Origin of the sequence: Massilia terrae (assembly GCF_024753145.1) — a bacterium.
GTDB lineage: Bacteria > Pseudomonadota > Gammaproteobacteria > Burkholderiales > Burkholderiaceae_D > Telluria > Telluria terrae.
Genome location: NZ_JANUGU010000004.1, coordinates 305,825 through 322,800, shown reverse-complemented (window position 1 = coordinate 322,800; position 16,976 = coordinate 305,825). Strand labels below are relative to the sequence as shown.

Genomic DNA, 16,976 nt, shown 5'->3' with positions numbered 1-16,976 from the left:
GTTCCCGCGCAGGCGGGAACGACGTTCTCTCTGAGCTTGGCGCAGCTGTCGAGGCTTACTTGCCCCAGCTGTCCTTGAGCGTGACGATGCGGTTGAACACCGGCTTGCCCGGCTTCGAATCCACGCGGTCGGCGACGAAATAGCCGTGGCGCTCAAACTGGAAACGGTCCTCCGGATTCGCCTTGGCCAGTCCCGGCTCCAGGTAAGCCGTGATGGTCTCCAGCGCGTTCGGATTCAGCGCGGCGTGGAAGTCCTTGCCGCCGGCGTCAGGATGCGGATCGGTGAACAGGCGGTCGTACAGCCGCACCTCGGCCTGCAGCGCATCGCGCGCGCTGACCCAGGTGATGGTGCCCTTGACCTTGTAGTTGTCCGCCCCCGGCGTACCCGATTTCGAATCCGGGAAATAGTTCACGTGCACCGCGACGACCTTGCCGTTCTCGTCCTTGTCGTAGCCCACGCATTCGGCGATGAAGCCATACTTCAGGCGCACGCGGCTGCCCGGCTTGTCGTCCACCGGCGGCGTGAAGCGGAAGTAGCCCTTGGCGGGCACTTCCATGAAGTCTTCTTCCTCGATCCACAGCTCGCGCGTGAACGGGAAGCTGCGGGTGCCCCATTCCGGATGGTGCGGATGCACCGGCGCGCTGCACTCGACCGACTCGCCTTCGGGGAAATTATCCACGATCAGCTTCAACGGACGGAGCACGGCGACCGCGCGCGGCGCCTTCGGATCGAGGTCGTCGCGCAGGGCGATTTCCAGGTTGGCCATGTCGATCCAGCCGTCGGCCTTCGACACGCCGCTGCGCTCGCAGAACAGCTGGATCGATTCCGGCGTGAAGCCGCGGCGGCGCAGGCCGACCAGGGTGGGCATGCGCGGATCGTCCCAGCCATTGACGGTGCCATCCTCAACCAGCTCGCGCAGCTTGCGCTTGCTGGTGACGACGTAGGTCGTGTTCAGGCGCGCGAATTCGTACTGGCGCGGCACCGGCTGCTGGAAGAAGCCGCCTTCGGCCAGCGTCTCCACCAGCCAGTCGTACAGCGGGCGGTGGTCCTGGAATTCGAGCGTGCAGATCGAGTGCGTGATGTTCTCGAGCGCGTCCGAAATCGGGTGCGTGTAGTCGTACATCGGGTAGATGCACCAGTTGTCGCCGGTCCGGTGGTGATGCGCGTGGCGGATGCGATACAGGGCCGGGTCGCGCATATTCATGTTCGGCGACGACATCGCGTCTTCGCTGATCTTGGCGCGCAGGATGTGTTCGCCGTCCTTGTATTTGCCGGCCTTCATGTCGCGGAACAGCTGCAGCGATTCCTCCGCCGGGCGGTTGCGGAACGGCGAGTTGGTGCCGACCTGGCCGAAATTGCCGCGGTTCTTCGCCATTTCCTCGGCGCTCTGGCTGTCGACATAGGCCTTGCCGGTCTTGATCAGGTACTCGGCCATCTCGTACAGCTGGTCGAAGTAGTCGCTGGCGTAGTGCAGGTTGACTTCGCCGCCTTGCTCCCAGCTGAAGCCGAGCCACTTGACGCTGTCCATGATGGTGTCGACGTATTCCTGCTCTTCCTTCTCCGGATTGGTGTCGTCGAAGCGCAGGTGGCAGCGGCCGTCGTAATCGCGGGCCAGCCCGAAATTGACGCAGATCGACTTGGCGTGGCCCAGGTGCAGATAGCCGTTCGGCTCCGGCGGGAAGCGCGTGATGACGGACGGCAAGCCCGGGCGCTTGTGCTTGCCCGTGGCCATGTCGTTCTCGACGATCGTGCGCAGGAAATTGGGCGACGGCGTAGCGGCCGCGTTGTTATTGTCGTTGCTCATCAATACTTGAGGTGGAATAGTAAAGTTGCCGACATTTTACCGTAGGTGATGCGGGACAGGCCGCTGTGTGGCCAAACGCACGGTGTCGCGGCGCTGAACATTGGATACTGGGGACATCGCCACTTGTTTGCAAGGGCCACCCATGAAAACGCTTGCAACCGATCCCGTCCTGGTCCGCTCCTGGCTGCTGGCCCAGGCCGGCTTGCCGCAGCCCCAGCCGCCGGCGCCCACCGCCGCGCCGCTGCCGCCTCCGCTCCAGTAAATATTTCCCTGAAGTACGGTCATTCCAGGCGCGTTTCGCGACATCTTGTCGCTTTCTATAGGATAATCCCGGTCTTTCTCGTTTTGTCGGCCTTGGGCCGGAGAGTTCGAAGTGGAAAATCTATACGCGATCCTCGGCGTGGCGCCGAATGCGACCGACGACGAAATCAAGAAGGTGTACCGCTCGCTGGCGATGCGCTACCACCCGGACCGCAACCAGGCCCCGGGCGCGGAAGCGCGCTTCAAGGCGGTCACCAAGGCCTACGAAACCCTGTCCGACCCGGCCAGGCGCGCCGAGTACAACCAGAGCGTGAACCACCGCATTGTGCTGGATGCACAGGGCGAGGCGTTCGAGCTGTGGCGCTCGCTGTTCGCGCTGCACGGGGTGCACGTCACCCCCTGAGCCGCCGGTTCGGCAATATTATGCAATATTCAGTATAAAATCATGGCAAGAGTACATCCCGAATTCGCCTACCAGTCGCGTGAGCTGGAAGGCCAGATCGAAGGCGTGCTGGGCGATCCGCCCGACCGCAAGAACTATCAACGCATGGTGGACGCGCTGGTGTCCGAATACACCAATGGCGACGGCCTGGACGACGTCAACCTGATGAGTTTCGCGCTGGTCGACCGCATCCGCTTCCTCGACCCGAAAGGGCTGGTGCGCGAGGCTTCCGACTACGAGGGCGACGATCCGGAGCGGGTGTTCGCGATGGCGGCCTGCGACGGCGAGGACGGCGCGGCGATGTACGAGTCGGTCACGCGCGCCCATCCCGAGCTGGCGCGCAAGGCCATCATCACCGCCTTCCTGTACAAGCACCCGAACCGCTGGGAAGACGACGACCAGTCGCTCGACCAGCTGGCCGAAGGTGACGAAGGCGACGACGAGGAGGAACAGGGCTTCGCGTCCGACGACTTCACGCAGATGTTCGACCAAGAGGGAGACAATCAATGAGCGACGACGACAAGACCTACCTGCCGGCGCTGACCAGGCAGGTGAGTGAGCTGGTGCTCGCCGGCTCGCTGCAGCACGCGGAGGAAGCGCTGTCGCAGGCCGCCGACGAGCAGGGCGACTACGCGGTCGCCGAAGTGCTGTCGACGCTGCCGCCGCACGTGACCGCGCTGCACCTGTCCGGCTTCGACGGCGGCAAGACCTCGCTGGCGACCCTGCTGGTGCCGCCCAAGGCCTGGGCCGAGAGCCTGGCCTACCTGGCCGCGACCTGGCCCGACAACCTGATCGAGGACGATCCGGAGCGCATCGCCGAAGGCCTGTTCAACCAGGTGCACGGCGTGGTGTTCGGCACCGACGACATCGAGCGCCGCCACGAGCTGCTGCAGGAAGCGTCGGCCACCGACCACGGCGCGACCGTGTTCGCGATCATCTGGTCGCTGGCGCCGCGCGAGATCCACGAGCTGGCCGGCGAGATCATCGCCAAGGGCCCGTACACCACGGGCCAGACCAGCTCCGACAGCGACTTCGTGCCGCTGGCGCTGGAACTGGCGAAGGCCAGCGAGGATGGCTGGGAGCGTTCGCTGATCGAGCTGTTCCCGGAATTCCGCCACAGCGCCGACCTGGCCGACGCCGAGTTCTCGGACGATCCGGACGAGGAGCCGGCCCACATGCAGCGCAATACGCGCGAGCTGCTGTACCGCCTGCGCAAGCAGGTGCCGTCGGTGCGCTCGGCGCCGCGCCGTGGCGCCCGCAAGAGCATCGGCAAGGACATCTTCTCCTGACCATGCTGCCAGCGCTTGTCATTGAAAAGCTGCCGCGCCTGATCCGCGCGATCAAGGCCATTCCGGGGAACGCGGACGAGGAGGAGGCCGGGCTGCTGGCCGACGAACTGGCCGGGATCACCGCGATGGTGGCCGAGAAGTTCACCAACGACCGCACCGCCGAAGGCATCCAGCGCGCGCAGCTGCTGGCCATCGGCGGCGTGTCGCTGGGCCTGGAGCACGCGGTGCCGGGCGAGGACGACGTCGCCGCGCTCGACTACCTGCTCGAGCACGGCGCGGAGCAGGCCTTCCAGCAGGGCTTCCGCCTGATCCGCGAACTGGCGGCGCTGCCGGAAGATGCGCTGGTGGGCGAGTACGACAACGACCCGGTATATTCGCAGCGCCGGCTCAAGGAGCTGTTCGTCGACATCTGCACGGCCGATCCGGCCGAGAGCTGGACGGGCTACGAGCGCTACCTGGAACAGCTGAAGCAGCGGCACGAAGTGCTGGCGGTGGTCGACGCGGCCAAGTGGCTGCGGCGGCACAACAGCGAAGGGCCGGTCAAGGATCCGGACCTGAACGCGGAAGGCGTGATCGCGCTGGCCATCATCTTCGCGGTCGAAGGCGGCGGGCGCATCGTCGCGCGCGCGGGGCAGAAGGAGTTCGAGCGTTTCGTGGCGTCGGTCCGCAAGAACAAGCCGGACTTCGACGAAGGCTGGGACGCACTGATGGAGCAGATCCCGGCGCAGCACCAGGAAGTCATCGCCGAACGCATCGACAACTACGCCGAGCACTGCACGGTGCTGCAGCACCTGATGACCAAGGCGACGATCACACAGTTGTGGACCGAGCTCGAAAACTACGCGGGCTCCGAGATCGACGCGGACTACCCCTAAGCCCGCCCCCGGAGCCCGTCGTCCCCGAGCAGGCGGTGGCCCATAGACAGGGTCCGCAGCCGCAAAGCTCCAGCCGCAGGCCCGCAAACTCGGCATGGGTCCCGGCCTGCGCCGGGACGACGTGCTGTTGGCTTCGGGGGCAGCCCCAGCAGCATCAGTCCCTTCGGCGTATCATGCTCGTCATGCAGCACTCCGCAATCGCCTTCGGCACGCCCGAATACAAACGCATCAATCGCGCGATGGCCTTCGGCGGCTTCTCCACCTTCGCTCTCCTGTATTGCATCCAGCCGCTGATGCCGCTGCTGGCGCGCGACTTCGGCCTCACGCCCGCCCAGAGCAGCCTCGCGCTGTCCCTGTCCACCGGCACGCTCGCCGTCGCGTTGCTGATCTCCAGCGTGCTGTCCGACCGCTTCGGCCGCAAGCGCATGATGGCGGCCTCGATGTTCAGCGGCGGCGTACTGACGCTGCTGGCCGCCTTCGCGCACGGCTACGCCCAGCTGCTGGTCCTGCGCGCGCTGCTCGGCTTCATGCTGGCCGGAATGCCGGCCGTCGCCATGGCCTACCTGAGCGAGGAGATCGACCCCAAATCGCTGGGCAGCGCGATGGGCACCTACATCGGCGGCAGCGCCTTCGGCGGCATGATCGGCCGCGTGCTCGCCTCCTTCATCAGCGACTTCTTCGACTGGCGGATCGCGGTCGGCGCGATGGGCGTCGCCGGCCTGTACGCGGCCTCCGAGTTCTCGCGCAGCCTGCCGGCCTCGCGCAACTTCCGCCCCGGCGAGCGCGGCGCCGGCGCGCTGCTGGCCGGCCTGCGCGCCCACCTCACAGATAAAGGCCTGCCGTGGCTGTTCCTGCTGGCCTTCCTGCTGATGGGCGCCTTTGTCAGCATGTACAACTACATCGGCTACCGCCTGCTGGCGCCGCCCTTCGGCATGCGCCAGAGCGCGGTGGGCGCGCTGTCCATCCTTTACTTGCTTGGCATCTTCAGTTCGGTCTGGGCTGGCAAATTGGCCGACAGGTTTGGCCGCCGCAATGTATTGTGGGCGGTGATGTCGGTGATGCTGTCGGGCTTATTGATCACCTTACTCGACAATGTGCTCGCCATCGTCATCGGCATGGGACTGTTCACGTTCGGCTTTTTCGCGTCGCATTCGGTCGCGAGCAGCTGGGTCGGCCGCCGCGCGCGCGCACCGCAGGCGCTGGCCTCGGCGATTTATCTGTTCATGTATTACCTGGGGTCGAGCGTGATCGGCTGGGTGTCCGGCTACCTGTGGTCGCACGGGGGGTGGCCGGGCGTGGTGCTGCTGTTGGGAACGATCCTGGCGGTGGCGCTGGCGGTGGCATGGAGGTTGCGCGGGCTCGTGCCGCTCAATCCGCTGGAGGCGCAACGCTGAGAACTTCGGCTGCGCCTGCGGATCAAATTGGACTCATTGAACGGAGGTCAGCATGTTACAGCAGAACGAAATCCAGCAGCGGTACAACCACCTGCAGCAGACTATCAGCGAAGCGCAAAAGGAATGCCGGTCCGATTCCGACACGCCCAACGAGCTACGCGACTGTATCGAAAAGCTGGCACGCGAGTCGCGCCAGGCGCAAAGCGTGATGCAGTCGAACGACCAGCAGCGCATTACCGAGTGCGTGGACAGCCTGGAAGCGATGGGCGATGAAGCCAAGCGCGTGTCGCGCAGCGCCTCGCATATGCCCGCGCATCTTGAGGCGATGGTGACGAGGGTGCATAGCGAGCTGTCGGACTTCAAGCATAAATTGCATTAACAGGTCCGCAAAACAGATACCGTCGTTCCCGCGGAAGCGGGAACGACGGTCTGTTTGATTCGAGCGTTTCGTTTCGCTTGGCTTAAACGACGCCCTTGCCCCGCAGCGCCGCGATCTCGGCTTCGTCCTTTCCCAGCATCTCGCTCAGCACCTCGTCGGTATGCTCGCCCAGCATCGGCGGCGCCTTGTCGCTGGTGGCCGGCGTGGCCGACATCTTCATCGGGCTGCGCACCAGCTTGACCGTGCCCGCCGCCGCATGCGGCACCTCGATCTCGATCCCGCGCGAGCGCACCTGCGGATTGTCGAACACCTCGCCGACATCGTTGATCGGCCCGCAAGGCACGCCCACCGCCTCCAGCATCGCGATCCACTCATCACGGCGGCGCTCGCGCACCATCTCGGCCAGCAGCGGCACCAGCGTGTCGCGGTTCTTCACGCGCATCGGATTGGTCGCAAAGCGCGGGTCAAGCGCCAGCTCGCGCCGCCCGCCGGCCTCGACAAACTTCTGGTACTGCCCATCGTTCCCGGCCGCGACGATGATGTGCCCGTCCGCGCAGGCAAAGGTCTGGTACGGCACGATGTTCGGATGCGCATTGCCCCAGCGCTTGGGCGGCTTGCCGCTGTTGAGGTAATTGCTGCCCACATTGGCCAGCATCGCGACCTGGGTGTCGAGCAGCGCCATGTCGATGTACTGGCCTTCGCCGGTGCGGTCGCGGTGGGTGAGGGCGGCCAGCACCGCCACCGTCGCGTACATCCCGGTCATCAGGTCGGTCAGCGCCACGCCGACCTTCTGCGGACCGCCGCCCGGCAGCTCGTCGCGTTCGCCGGTGACGGACATCAGCCCGCCCATTCCCTGGATCAGGAAGTCGTAACCGGCGCGGTGCGCGTACGGCCCGTCCTGGCCGAAGCCAGTGATCGAGCAGTACACGATGTCCGGCTTGACCGCCTTCAGCGACTCGTAATCCAGGCCGTAGCGCTTGAGCTGTCCGACCTTGAAGTTCTCCAGCACCACGTCGGCATGCCGCGCCAGCTCGCGGACCAGCGCCTGGCCCTCCGGCGACGCGATGTCGACCGTGACCGAGCGCTTGCCGCGGTTGGCAGACAGGTAGTAAGCCGCCTCGCTGGTGTCGCGCCCTACGGCATCTTTCGCGTACGGCGGGCCCCAGGCGCGCGTGTCGTCGCCGCTGCCGGGGCGCTCGATCTTGATCACGTCCGCGCCAAGGTCGGCCAGGTTCTGCGAGCACCACGGACCGGCCAGCACGCGCGACAGGTCGAGAACGCGGATGTGGCCCAGCGCCTTGGGCAGCGGGGTGGAATTCGAAGTGCTCATGAAGATACCGTCCGGTGTGCGAAAACAGCGGCGATTATAGCTGTCCGCGCTCGACCGTCTTGACGTTTCGCGCAAGCGGCTGCAGCGCGGCGTCGATGATGCCGAGCGCGCGCTCCGGCTGGGCCGCGCCGCACATGAAGATGTCCACCGCCGCGAAGCCGTGCTCCGGCCAGGTGTGGATCGAGATGTGCGATTCCGCCAGCAGCAGCACGCCGGTCACGCCCATGCCGGCGCCGAAGTTGTGGAAGTGGCCGTGCAGGATGCGCGCGCCGGCCGCCAGCGCGGCCTCGCGCAGCAGCACATCGATGCGGGCGGGATCGGACAGCAGCGCTGCGTCGACCTGGTGAAGATCGGCCAGCAGGTGCACGCCGGCCGGGCGGAACGCGCCGGTCACTTGTGCCCGCCGCCGCCGGAGAAGCCGCCGCTATAGCCGCCGCGCGAGTTCGTGCTCCAGCTGCTGCCGCCGGTGCTGGCCTTGGACGACGCCGTCATCAGGTTCGACCAGCTCATCAAGGTGGAAAACGCGGTCACCAGGATCGCGTACAGGAAGAAGTTCTTGTTCATGAGTCGTCGCCCTTGACGAAGCCGGGCGGCACGAATAGCGCGATCAAGCCGAGGATCATCCACATGATCGTGCCCGAAAAATTCAGCAGCAGCGGGATCGCATTCAGGCCGAGCATCCACCACATGAAGGTTTGCGCCTGCGTGCGCGCCGAAGCGGCAGGCCGGGGCGCCGCAGCCACCCGCCGCAGCGACGGCACGTCGGCCTGGAACCACGCGCACACCTGGTCGAACGCGACCGGCGTCGAGCGCGACCAGGTCAGCTCTTCCGCCGTGCGCTCGCCTGCCAGCCGGCTCGGCGCGCGCTCGTATTCGGCCACGCGCACGGTGTCGCCGACCGCCACGCGCCAGTTGAAGGCGCCGGCCACGTAGTCCACGCGCGCCGTGTACGAATACAGCTTCTTGAATGGGACCTTGTCCACCACCACCGACTGGTCATCGAAGTGGCCGGCTTCCGGCCAGTTGTCCATCACCTTGGCGCGCGACCAGCCTTCATCCGTTTCGACCAGCCAGAAAAAGGACTCGCTGGTGCTGTACAAGAGGTATTCGGTCCAGCCGGTGCCTTCGTCGTCGCTGCGGCGCATGGCGCCCAGCACCTGCCAGGCCGCGCCGTTGATGCTGCCCTTCGCGCCGACCGGCAGCGTGAAGCTCACGCGTTCCATCTGCGCGCCCTTGGCCAGTACCTGCACCTTCGGGCTGGCCGCATCGAGCTGCGTGTGGCAGCTCTGGCAGACGATGTTGGAGGTCAGGCCGGGCAGGTAGCTGATCGCGGTGCCGCAGGCCGGGCACTCCAGCGACTGCACCTTGCCGCGGTACTTGCCGGAGCTCTCGCGGATCTGGTCGTCTTCGCGCAGCAGCTGGCACTGCATCTGTTCCAGCGTGACGGCGCTGCCGGCGTACAGCACCGGCTTGTCGCCGTCCGAATAATCGAGGGTCGCGAAACCGGCCCCGCTGCGCAGGTCCGCCACGCGCGCCTGCCAGCCCTGTCCGACACGGAACGGCAGCTCGCCCTGGCCGCCGATGCACTCGGCGATGCGCTTCTCGGCGGCGGTAAAGCGGCCCAGGCCGAATTCGTAGTCGCGCCCCGGCTCGATCTGTTCGAACGGCGGCCACGCCGCGCCGAGCGGGCGTTCAGTGGTGACTACGTACAGGCCCGAGGAATCGCCCAGCCAGCCGGTGCCGCCGTCATCGAACAGCAGGTACCACTCGTTCCACATGCCCGCCGAATAGCGCAGCTGGATGCGGCCCACGACGGTAAAATGGCGCGCCGCGAACACGCCCGCGGTGCCGATCTGGATGCGCGAATAATCTTCCAGCACCTGCGACAGCTTGCCGAAGTCCTTGACCGCATCGCCGTCCTTGACGACCACCGCGCGGCAGAAATCGCACACCGCCATGACGGAGGTGTGCGACTTGAATTCGACCGGTGCGCCGCAGCTCGGGCAGGAGACTGTTTGCATGCAGGCGCGCCTAGCCGATCAGTTTCTTGAGCAGCTCGGCCTTGGTGCCGTCGTAGTCGGCCTGCGAGATCAGTCCCTTGTCCAGCAGGCCCTTGAGCTTGGCCAGCCGGTCTTCGATCGATTCGGCGGCGGGAGCGGCAGCTGCGCCGGCAGCGGCAGGAGCCTGCGGCTGGGCGAACGCGCCGGACAAGCCCTGCGCCATCGCCTGGCCCACCGCCATGCCCGCGCCGACGCCGGCGCCCAGGCCCGCGATACCGCCTTCATTTTGCGCCGCCAGCGGGATGCTGCTCGCCACCTGGAACTGGGTGAAGCCGCCCATCTTCTCGGCCGACAGGCTGCCCTTCATGCCGGCCGAAATGCGCTCGTCCAGCGCGGCCTGCAGTTCTTCCGGCAGGCTGACGCTGGCGACGTTGAATTCATCCAGCCCGATGCCGTAGCGCGCGAACGCGGCGCCGAGGTCGCCCTTGACCTGCTGCGCCATCAGGGCCTGGTTGGCCGCCATGTCGAGGAAGGGCAGTTGCGACGCGCCCAGCGAGGTGGCCATGGTCGCCATCAGGATCCCGCGCAGCTGGTCTTCGACCTGGTCGCGGGTGTAGGCCTCGCGCGTGCCGCTGATCTCGGTGAAGAACTTGCGCGGATCGGCGACCCGGTACGAGTAGATGCCGAAGGCGCGCACGCGGATCATGTCGAAGTCCTTGTCGCGGATCGTGATCGGCTGCGGCGTGCCCCATTTGCGGCCGGTCTGCACGCGGGTGCTGAAGAAGTACACGTCCGACTTGAACGGCGACTGGAACAGCTTGTCCCAGTTCTTCAGGTTGGTCAGCACGGGCAGCGTCTGCGTGGTCAGCTTGTGCGTGCCGGGGCCGAACACGTCGGCCACCTGGCCTTCGTTGACGAACACCGCGACCTGCGACTCGCGCACGATCAGGATGCCGCCGTTCTGGATTTCGAAGTCCTGCATCGGAAAGCGCCACGCCAGCACGCCATCCACATCCTCGTTCCACTGGATGACGTCAATGAACTGCTTCTTGATGAATGAGCCTAGGGACATGATGGATCTCCCGGTGAGTAGAGGGTCAGGATATGCAGCCTGCGTTGACGACGCCGATCGACAGCGAAATCGCCCCGAGCAGGCCGCCGAATGCGCAGTTGTTCGCTTCGATCTGGTCCTTGGACATGTGCAGCAGCCTGGTTGCGATCGCGAACACCAGCACCTGCACCAGCATCGCACCCAGCGCCCAGCCGATGAACTGATAGTAGTCCGCCGTGTGCGCCAGCGCAGAGGCGACGGTTGCCGAAAAACCGAGCAGCGAGCCGCCCAGCGACAGCGCGGCGGCGCCATTACCCTGGCGGACCAGCAGGACTTCGTCGTAGGGGGTGATGCGAACGTAGACCACAAAAAATACCAAAACCAGCGCGGCAGCTGTAGCCAAGTGCAGCAGATAGTTTAGGATGACGGGCACGACGTTCTCCAAAGAAATAGTCGAAATGACAGCAAAGGCATCTTAGAGCAAAAGACGATTCATGACCAAAAGAATTCTGATCCTTTCAGTATTTGTTGTCGCTTCCTGCGGCCTGGCCTACGAGCTGATCGCCGGCGCCCTGTCCAGCTACCTGCTGGGCGATTCGATCCTGCAGTTCTCGACCATCATCGGCTGCTACCTATTCGCGATGGGCGTCGGCGCGCACTTCTCCAAATATGTGCGCGAGGAAGACGTGCTGGCGCGCTTCATCGACATCGAGCTGGCCGTGGGCCTGATCGGGGGCGTGTCGGCGGCGCTGCTGTTCATGACCTTCTCGTGGATGACGACGCCGTTCCGCACCATGCTGTATGTACTGGTCTTCATGATCGGCGCGCTGGTCGGCATGGAGGTGCCGCTGGTGATGCGGGCGCTGAACGCGCGCCGCACCGAATTCAACGAACTGGTGAGCCGCGTGCTGACCTTCGACTACCTGGGCGCGCTGGCGGTCTCGCTGCTATTCCCGCTGGTGCTGGCGCCGCATCTTGGCCTGGTGCGCACCGGCTTCCTGTTCGGGATGCTCAATGTCGGCGTCGCGTTCTGGACCCTGTACACCTTCCGCCACGAGCTGGCCCACGCCGGCGCACGCGTGACGCGGGCCAGCGTCGTGCTGTGCGCGCTGGTCGCGGGCTTCGCCGCGTCGGATCGCATGGTGGAGTGGGGCGAGCATGGCCTGTTCGGCGACGAGGTGGTGTTCTCGACCACCACGCCCTACCAGCGGCTGGTGATCACGCGCTGGAAGGACGACATGCGCCTCTACATCAACGGCAACCTGCAGTTCTCCTCGCGCGACGAATACCGCTACCACGAGGCGCTGGTGCACCCGATGCTTGGCTCGATGCCGTGGGCGCGCAGCGTGCTGGTGCTGGGCGGCGGCGACGGGCTGGCGCTGCGCGAGATCCTGCGCTACCCGAACATCAAGCACGTGACCCTGGTCGACCTCGACCCGGCCATGACCGGCGCCTTCAAGACCCGCGCCGAACTGGTCAAGCTCAATCACGGCTCGTTCTCCGACCCGCGCGTCACCGTCATCAATGCCGACGCGGCGATCTGGCTGCAGCACGCCGATGACATGTTCGACGCGGCCATCGTGGACTTCCCCGATCCTTCCAGCTTCGCGCTCGGCAAACTGTATTCGGTGCCGTTCTTCGGCATGCTGAAGAAGCACGTGTCGGCCAATGGCATGATCGTGGTGCAGTCGACGTCGCCGTTCTTCGCGCCGCACGCGTTCTGGACCATCGATGCGACACTGCGCGACGTCGGACTCGCAACCTGGCCCTACCACGCCTACGTGCCCTCGTTCGGCGAGTGGGGATTCATCCTCGCCTCGCCGCAACAGCGTTTCACGCCGCCGGAGAAGTACGCGCTGCCGATGCGCTACCTGAACGCCGACACCACGCGCGAGATGTTCAGCTTCCCGCCTGACATGCAGCGCATCGAGATGGCGCCCAACCGGCTGAACACGCAGTCGCTGGTGCGCGTGTTCGAGGAGGACTGGCGCAGGGTGATCCGCTGATGGACCGCCGTTCCTTCCTGGCCTGGGGCGGGGCGGCCGGCCTGTCCGCGCTTGGCGGAGCGGCCGTGTATTCGCGCTGGCAGGAGATCGGCTCCACCGTCAATTATGTCGGCCGCGCGGAAGGGCACTACCTGCGCGACCGGCGCGCATTGCCGCCGCCCGGCGCAACGGTGCAGACGGATGTGCTCATCCTCGGATCGGGCATCGGCGGGCTCTCGGCCGCGTGGAAACTGAACCGCGAAGGGCACGGCGATTTCCTGATGATCGACGGGCCGCAGCCTTTCGGGAACGCGGCGGGTGGCCACTTTGGCGACTACGCGTATCCGACCGGGGCGCACTACCTTCCGCTGCCGTCGGCCGAATCGGTCCACGTGCGCGAAATCCTCGCGGACCTGGGCATCATCCAGCGCGATCCCTTCGGCGAGAAGCCGTACTACGACGAGCGCTTCATCCTGCACGCGCCGGAAGAACGGCTGCTGCTCAATGGCCGCTGGCAGGATGGCTTCGTGCCTTTCGATGGCGTGCCGGCGTGGGAACTGGCGGAGCACAAGCGCTTCTTCGCCGAGGTGGAGCGCCTGCGCAAGTTGAAAGGATCGGACGGGCGGCGCATCTTCGTGTTCCCGACCGTGCTGTCGTCCACCGATCCGGCGTGGCAGGAACTCGACAAGATCACGCTCAGCCAGTGGCTGGAGCGCGAAGGCTACAAGTCGCCGACACTGCACTGGTATCTGAACTATTGCTGCCGCGACGACTACGGCACGCGCTACGACAAGGTGTCCGCGTGGGCCGGGCTGCATTACTACTGCAGCCGCTGGGGGCAGGCCGCTAACTCGGGCAATGGCGCCTGGCTGACGTGGCCGGGCGGTTTGTCGCCGCTGGCGGAAGCGATGGCCCAGCGGTCAGCGGCCAAGCGCAAGGCTGGAACGGCGGTGTCGCTGAAGCGGACGGCGGACGGCGTCGAAGCCATGTGCTTTACGCTGGAGGATGGGGTGGCCAAGACCTTCGTCGCCAAGGCGCGCAAGGCGATTTGTGCGATGCCGCTGTATGTGGCGTCGCGTGTGGTGGAGCGCATCGGCGACTATGGCTTCGATCCGAAGCGCCACATGCCGAGCTACGCGCCGTGGATGATCGCGAACTTCCTGATGAAGGACTTCCCGGCGGAGCGGCCGAATATGCCGCTGTGCTGGGACAACGTGGTGTATGACGAGCCGGGCCTGGGGTATGTCGTGTCGACGCACCAGGACATCCGCGTCGCGCCGCCGGAGAAGACGGTGTTCACGTCCTATGTCGCGCTGTCGGACCGGACGCCGGACGAGGCGCGCAAATGGCTGATGAAGGCGAGCGCGGACGAGCTGGTGGCGGTGGCAAGCCGTGACCTGAAGACGGCGTATGGGTGGAAGTTCGCGCCGTGTGTGGAGCGGGTGGACATCACTTTGCGCGGGCACGCGATGGCGGCGCCCTTGCCGGGGTTTCGGACCAATGCGGGCCTGCTGGCGCTGCGGGATGCGGACGGGCCGATCCTGTTTGCGCATGCGGATTTGTCGGGGTTTTCGGTGTTCGAGGAAGCCGCGTGGTGGGGCATTCAGGCAGCCCAGCGGGCGATGACCTAAGTGTTACACCGTCGTTCCCGGCACTGCCGGAAACGACTCCCGGCGAAGGCCGGGACCCATGCTGAGCGTGCGGGCCTGCGGCGACAAATGTTCGACCACTCAAGCGGTCTATGGGTCCCGGCCTTCGCCGGGACGACGGTATTACGGTTAGTGGTGATGATGCGGGTGCGCGTGGTGCGGCTCGCCGGGCATATCCAGCAGCGCGGCTTCGAACAAGCCCCGCTCATGCTCGACAATCGTATTCACCTGCCGCTCATCCAACCCGATCGACTCCAGCACGAACGCCGACAGCTGCAAGCTCGCCTCCAAGGTCTCCGGCACCACCACCGTCGCCCCGGCCATCTTCAGCGCCCGCGCATGCTTCTCATCGCGCGAGCGCACGAACAGCCGCACATGCGGGAATTCGCGCCGGATCCCGCGCACCGCCTGCAGCGCCGAACCCGGATGATCCATCGTCAGCACAATCGCCGGCGACTCGTCCGCATGCACGCGCTTGAGCAGCTCCGGCCGCGCCGCATTGCCGAAGTAGACCGGCACCCCTTGCGCGTGCAGGCGCGACACCACCTTCGCGTCATTCTCGAACGCGACGTACTCGATCCCCTGTTCGCTGAGCAGCTTGGCCAGCTGCTGCCCCACGCGCCCGAAGCCGGCGATGATGATGCGGCCGCGCTCCGATTCGAGCGCGCTTTCGTCGGCCTTGGCCGCATGCTCGCGCTGCTTGGATTCCCAGCGTTCGCCGATCGCGCGGCCGAGGCGTGCCAGAAGCGGCGTGATGAACAGCGACAGGCCGACAGCCAGCATCACGCGTCCGCCCAGCGCCCCATCCAGCAGCTTCGAGCTGATTGCATAGCCGATCACGATGAAGGCGAATTCGCCGCCCTGGCCCAGCAGCAGGCCGCCTTCGAGCGCGCGCGCCCACGGCAGGCGGCCGGCGCGGAAGATCAGCGTGACCACCACCGTCTTGATCAGTACCAGCCCCACCACGGCGCCGGCCAGCCACAGCGGCGCGCTGGCGATCTGGCGCACGTCCATGTTCATGCCGACGCTCATGAAGAACAGGCCCATGAGCAGGCCCTTGAAGGGCTCCACCATCAGCTCGACTTCGTGCTTGAACTCTGTCTCGGCCAGCAGCAGGCCGGCGATCAGCGCGCCCAGCGCCATCGACAGGCCGAACATCGCCGACAGGCTGGCGATGCCGAATGCCGATAGCAGGATCAGCGCCATGAATACGTCCGGCTGGCGATGCCGTGCGAACGCGCGGAACAGCGGATGGATGACGCGGCCGCCCGCCACGTAGATCAGCGTGATCGCGATCGCAGCCTTGAGCATCGCGCCCAGCGCCGCCATCAGCACGCCTTCGGTGCCGCCGCCCTTGAGCGCGCCGATCAGGATCAGGATCGGCACCACGGCCAGGTCCTGCAGCATCAGCACCGCGAACGCGGCCTGGCCGACGCGGGTGCCGGTGGCCTGCTGGTCGCTGAGCAGCTGCATGACGACTGCGGTCGACGACAGCGACAGGACCAGGCCAAGGATCATCGCCGGCGCGAGCGGCTGGCCGAGCAGCCATGCCGAGCCGCCGATGAGCAGGGCGCTCGCCGCCACCTGGGCGGCGCCGGCGCCGAACACCCAATGCCGCATCGCCCACAGGCGCGCGGCGGACAGTTCGAGGCCGATCATGAACATCAGGAACAGCACGCCGATCTCGGCGAGCATCGACACGCCTTCGCCGCTGGGGAAGGTGAGGTAGCCCAGCAGCGGCACCTGCGGCGCCAGCGAGCCGAGGCCGTAGGGGCCGACCAGTGCGCCCACCGCGAGGAATCCGAGCACCTGGTTGATGCGCAGGCGCTGCAGCGTCGGGATCAGGATCCCCGCCAGGGTCAGGAACAGAAGGAATTCGCGGATGAAGGGGAAGGCGTGTTGCTCTTGCACTGGGTGGGGCCTTTGCGGTCGCGTGATTCGTGATGCCATTTTATAACGGGCGCTTGCGGGCTCCGCGTTTTGCGGCCCCGCGCTACACTGGCCCGACCACGAAGCACTTGTCTCTTTGAGGAGGAAAGCGAATGCAAACCACATGGGTACTTGCCGCGGACTCAAGCCGCGCGCGCATTTTCGAGCTGTCGGCGAGCGACGGCCATTTGCAGGAAGTCGAGGACATGCTCAACCCGGAGGGGCGGATGGCGGAGCAGGACATCAATGCGGAGCCAAAGAGCCGGTTCTTCGGCACGGGGCCAATGGGTTCCACGGGCCAGAAGGCCGAGGAGCCGAAGCAGCATGCGGCAGAACTGTTCAGCAAGCAGGTGGCGCACTGGCTGGATGACGCGCGCAACGAGCACAAATTCGACAAGCTGTGCGTGGTGGCGCCTCCGCATATGCTCGGCTTGTTGCGCGAGAACCTGAGCAAGGAAGTGCAGAAGATGGTGGAGGAGGAGATTCCGAAGGATATTGCGGGGATGAAGGAGCATGAAATGGAGGAATACTTGCGGAAATATCCGCACTGATCGCTCCCGCCACCACCTTCAAGACCGTCGTCCCTGC

The 16,976-nt window shown here is 65.9% G+C and carries 17 protein-coding genes; 9 read left to right on the top strand and 8 right to left on the bottom strand.

Annotated elements, in window-relative coordinates:
* Window positions 1-55 precede the first annotated feature (55 nt).
* Window positions 56-1,804: a glutamine--tRNA ligase/YqeY domain fusion protein gene (locus tag NX778_RS14410; protein WP_258812443.1), complete on the bottom strand. Its 1,749-nt coding sequence runs from the start codon at window positions 1,802-1,804 to the stop codon at window positions 56-58.
* A gap of 373 nt (window positions 1,805-2,177) precedes the next feature.
* On the opposite strand from NX778_RS14410, the gene NX778_RS14405 reads away from it, so the two are divergent.
* The 6 genes from NX778_RS14405 to NX778_RS14380 all read left to right on the top strand — a co-directional run bounded on the left by NX778_RS14405 (window position 2,178) and on the right by NX778_RS14380 (window position 6,444).
* The gene (locus tag NX778_RS14405; protein WP_258812442.1) at window positions 2,178-2,468 is read left to right on the top strand and encodes a DnaJ domain-containing protein; all 291 of its coding nucleotides are present in this window, start codon (window positions 2,178-2,180) and stop codon (window positions 2,466-2,468) included.
* Between the two features lie 42 nt (window positions 2,469-2,510).
* A complete protein-coding gene (locus tag NX778_RS14400; protein WP_258812441.1) occupies window positions 2,511-3,017 on the top strand; it encodes a hypothetical protein in 507 nt (168 codons plus the stop codon).
* The gene (locus tag NX778_RS14395) at window positions 3,014-3,796 is read left to right on the top strand and encodes a hypothetical protein (protein WP_258812440.1); all 783 of its coding nucleotides are present in this window, start codon (window positions 3,014-3,016) and stop codon (window positions 3,794-3,796) included. The genes NX778_RS14400 and NX778_RS14395 overlap by 4 nt, the downstream gene beginning before the upstream one ends.
* Window positions 3,797-3,798: 2 nt before the next feature.
* Window positions 3,799-4,671 (top strand): hypothetical protein, encoded by an 873-nt coding sequence (locus tag NX778_RS14390; protein ID WP_258812439.1) that lies wholly within the window; start codon window positions 3,799-3,801, stop codon window positions 4,669-4,671.
* A gap of 182 nt (window positions 4,672-4,853) precedes the next feature.
* Entirely contained in the window at window positions 4,854-6,065 is a 1,212-nt protein-coding gene (locus tag NX778_RS14385) for an MFS transporter (RefSeq protein ID WP_258812438.1), read from the top strand.
* Between the two features lie 52 nt (window positions 6,066-6,117).
* Entirely contained in the window at window positions 6,118-6,444 is a 327-nt protein-coding gene (locus tag NX778_RS14380; protein ID WP_258812437.1) for a hypothetical protein, read from the top strand.
* Window positions 6,445-6,526: 82 nt separating this feature from the next.
* Here the strand turns inward: NX778_RS14380 and NX778_RS14375 are convergent, their stop codons facing one another.
* From NX778_RS14375 to NX778_RS14350, 6 genes are read right to left on the bottom strand one after another with little or no spacing between them, the layout of a single operon-like run.
* Window positions 6,527-7,774: a CaiB/BaiF CoA transferase family protein gene (locus tag NX778_RS14375; protein ID WP_258812436.1), complete on the bottom strand. Its 1,248-nt coding sequence runs from the start codon at window positions 7,772-7,774 to the stop codon at window positions 6,527-6,529.
* Between the two features lie 34 nt (window positions 7,775-7,808).
* A complete protein-coding gene (speD, locus tag NX778_RS14370) occupies window positions 7,809-8,168 on the bottom strand; it encodes an adenosylmethionine decarboxylase (RefSeq protein WP_258812435.1) in 360 nt (119 codons plus the stop codon).
* Window positions 8,165-8,338, bottom strand: coding sequence for a hypothetical protein (locus NX778_RS14365; protein WP_258812434.1), 174 nt, complete (start codon window positions 8,336-8,338; stop codon window positions 8,165-8,167). The genes speD and NX778_RS14365 overlap by 4 nt, the downstream gene beginning before the upstream one ends.
* The gene (locus NX778_RS14360; RefSeq protein WP_258812433.1) at window positions 8,335-9,795 is read right to left on the bottom strand and encodes a DUF4178 domain-containing protein; all 1,461 of its coding nucleotides are present in this window, start codon (window positions 9,793-9,795) and stop codon (window positions 8,335-8,337) included. The genes NX778_RS14365 and NX778_RS14360 overlap by 4 nt, the downstream gene beginning before the upstream one ends.
* A gap of 10 nt (window positions 9,796-9,805) precedes the next feature.
* Entirely contained in the window at window positions 9,806-10,846 is a 1,041-nt protein-coding gene (locus tag NX778_RS14355; RefSeq protein ID WP_258812432.1) for an SPFH domain-containing protein, read from the bottom strand.
* A gap of 25 nt (window positions 10,847-10,871) precedes the next feature.
* Entirely contained in the window at window positions 10,872-11,258 is a 387-nt protein-coding gene (locus NX778_RS14350) for a DUF350 domain-containing protein (protein WP_258812431.1), read from the bottom strand.
* 61 nt (window positions 11,259-11,319) lie between these two features.
* Here NX778_RS14350 and NX778_RS14345 point away from each other — a divergent pair, with 61 nt between their 5' ends.
* Both NX778_RS14345 and NX778_RS14340 read left to right on the top strand, forming a co-directional pair.
* On the top strand, window positions 11,320-12,831 hold the full coding sequence (locus NX778_RS14345; RefSeq protein WP_258812430.1) for a polyamine aminopropyltransferase: 1,512 nt from the start codon (window positions 11,320-11,322) through the stop codon (window positions 12,829-12,831).
* Window positions 12,831-14,441 carry an NAD(P)-binding protein gene (locus NX778_RS14340; RefSeq protein WP_258812429.1) on the top strand — a complete coding sequence of 537 codons (1,611 nt, stop codon included), beginning with the start codon at window positions 12,831-12,833 and terminating at the stop codon, window positions 14,439-14,441. Before NX778_RS14345 ends, NX778_RS14340 begins: the two co-directional genes overlap by 1 nt.
* 147 nt (window positions 14,442-14,588) lie before the next feature.
* Here the strand turns inward: NX778_RS14340 and NX778_RS14335 are convergent, their stop codons facing one another.
* Entirely contained in the window at window positions 14,589-16,370 is a 1,782-nt protein-coding gene (locus NX778_RS14335) for a cation:proton antiporter domain-containing protein (RefSeq protein ID WP_258812428.1), read from the bottom strand.
* 131 nt (window positions 16,371-16,501) lie between these two features.
* Here NX778_RS14335 and NX778_RS14330 point away from each other — a divergent pair, with 131 nt between their 5' ends.
* Window positions 16,502-16,939 carry a host attachment protein gene (locus NX778_RS14330; protein ID WP_258812427.1) on the top strand — a complete coding sequence of 146 codons (438 nt, stop codon included), beginning with the start codon at window positions 16,502-16,504 and terminating at the stop codon, window positions 16,937-16,939.
* The last annotated feature ends 37 nt before the right edge of the window (window positions 16,940-16,976 follow it).

Bases quoted from the DNA above. Each gene is read 5' to 3' on its own strand.
- NX778_RS14355 (WP_258812432.1), bottom strand. From the start codon at position 10,846: ATGTCCCTAGGCTCATTCATCAAGAAGCAGTTCATTGACGTCATCCAG.
- NX778_RS14375 (WP_258812436.1), bottom strand. From the start codon at position 7,774: ATGAGCACTTCGAATTCCACCCCGCTGCCCAAGGCGCTGGGCCACATC.
- NX778_RS14400 (WP_258812441.1), top strand. From the start codon at position 2,511: ATGGCAAGAGTACATCCCGAATTCGCCTACCAGTCGCGTGAGCTGGAA.
- NX778_RS14345 (WP_258812430.1), top strand. From the start codon at position 11,320: ATGACCAAAAGAATTCTGATCCTTTCAGTATTTGTTGTCGCTTCCTGC.
- NX778_RS14410 (WP_258812443.1), bottom strand. From the start codon at position 1,804: ATGAGCAACGACAATAACAACGCGGCCGCTACGCCGTCGCCCAATTTC.
- NX778_RS14330 (WP_258812427.1), top strand. From the start codon at position 16,502: ATGCAAACCACATGGGTACTTGCCGCGGACTCAAGCCGCGCGCGCATT.
- NX778_RS14385 (WP_258812438.1), top strand. From the start codon at position 4,854: ATGCAGCACTCCGCAATCGCCTTCGGCACGCCCGAATACAAACGCATC.
- NX778_RS14340 (WP_258812429.1), top strand. From the start codon at position 12,831: ATGGACCGCCGTTCCTTCCTGGCCTGGGGCGGGGCGGCCGGCCTGTCC.
- NX778_RS14365 (WP_258812434.1), bottom strand. From the start codon at position 8,338: ATGAACAAGAACTTCTTCCTGTACGCGATCCTGGTGACCGCGTTTTCC.
- NX778_RS14390 (WP_258812439.1), top strand. From the start codon at position 3,799: ATGCTGCCAGCGCTTGTCATTGAAAAGCTGCCGCGCCTGATCCGCGCG.
- NX778_RS14395 (WP_258812440.1), top strand. From the start codon at position 3,014: ATGAGCGACGACGACAAGACCTACCTGCCGGCGCTGACCAGGCAGGTG.
- NX778_RS14360 (WP_258812433.1), bottom strand. From the start codon at position 9,795: ATGCAAACAGTCTCCTGCCCGAGCTGCGGCGCACCGGTCGAATTCAAG.
- NX778_RS14380 (WP_258812437.1), top strand. From the start codon at position 6,118: ATGTTACAGCAGAACGAAATCCAGCAGCGGTACAACCACCTGCAGCAG.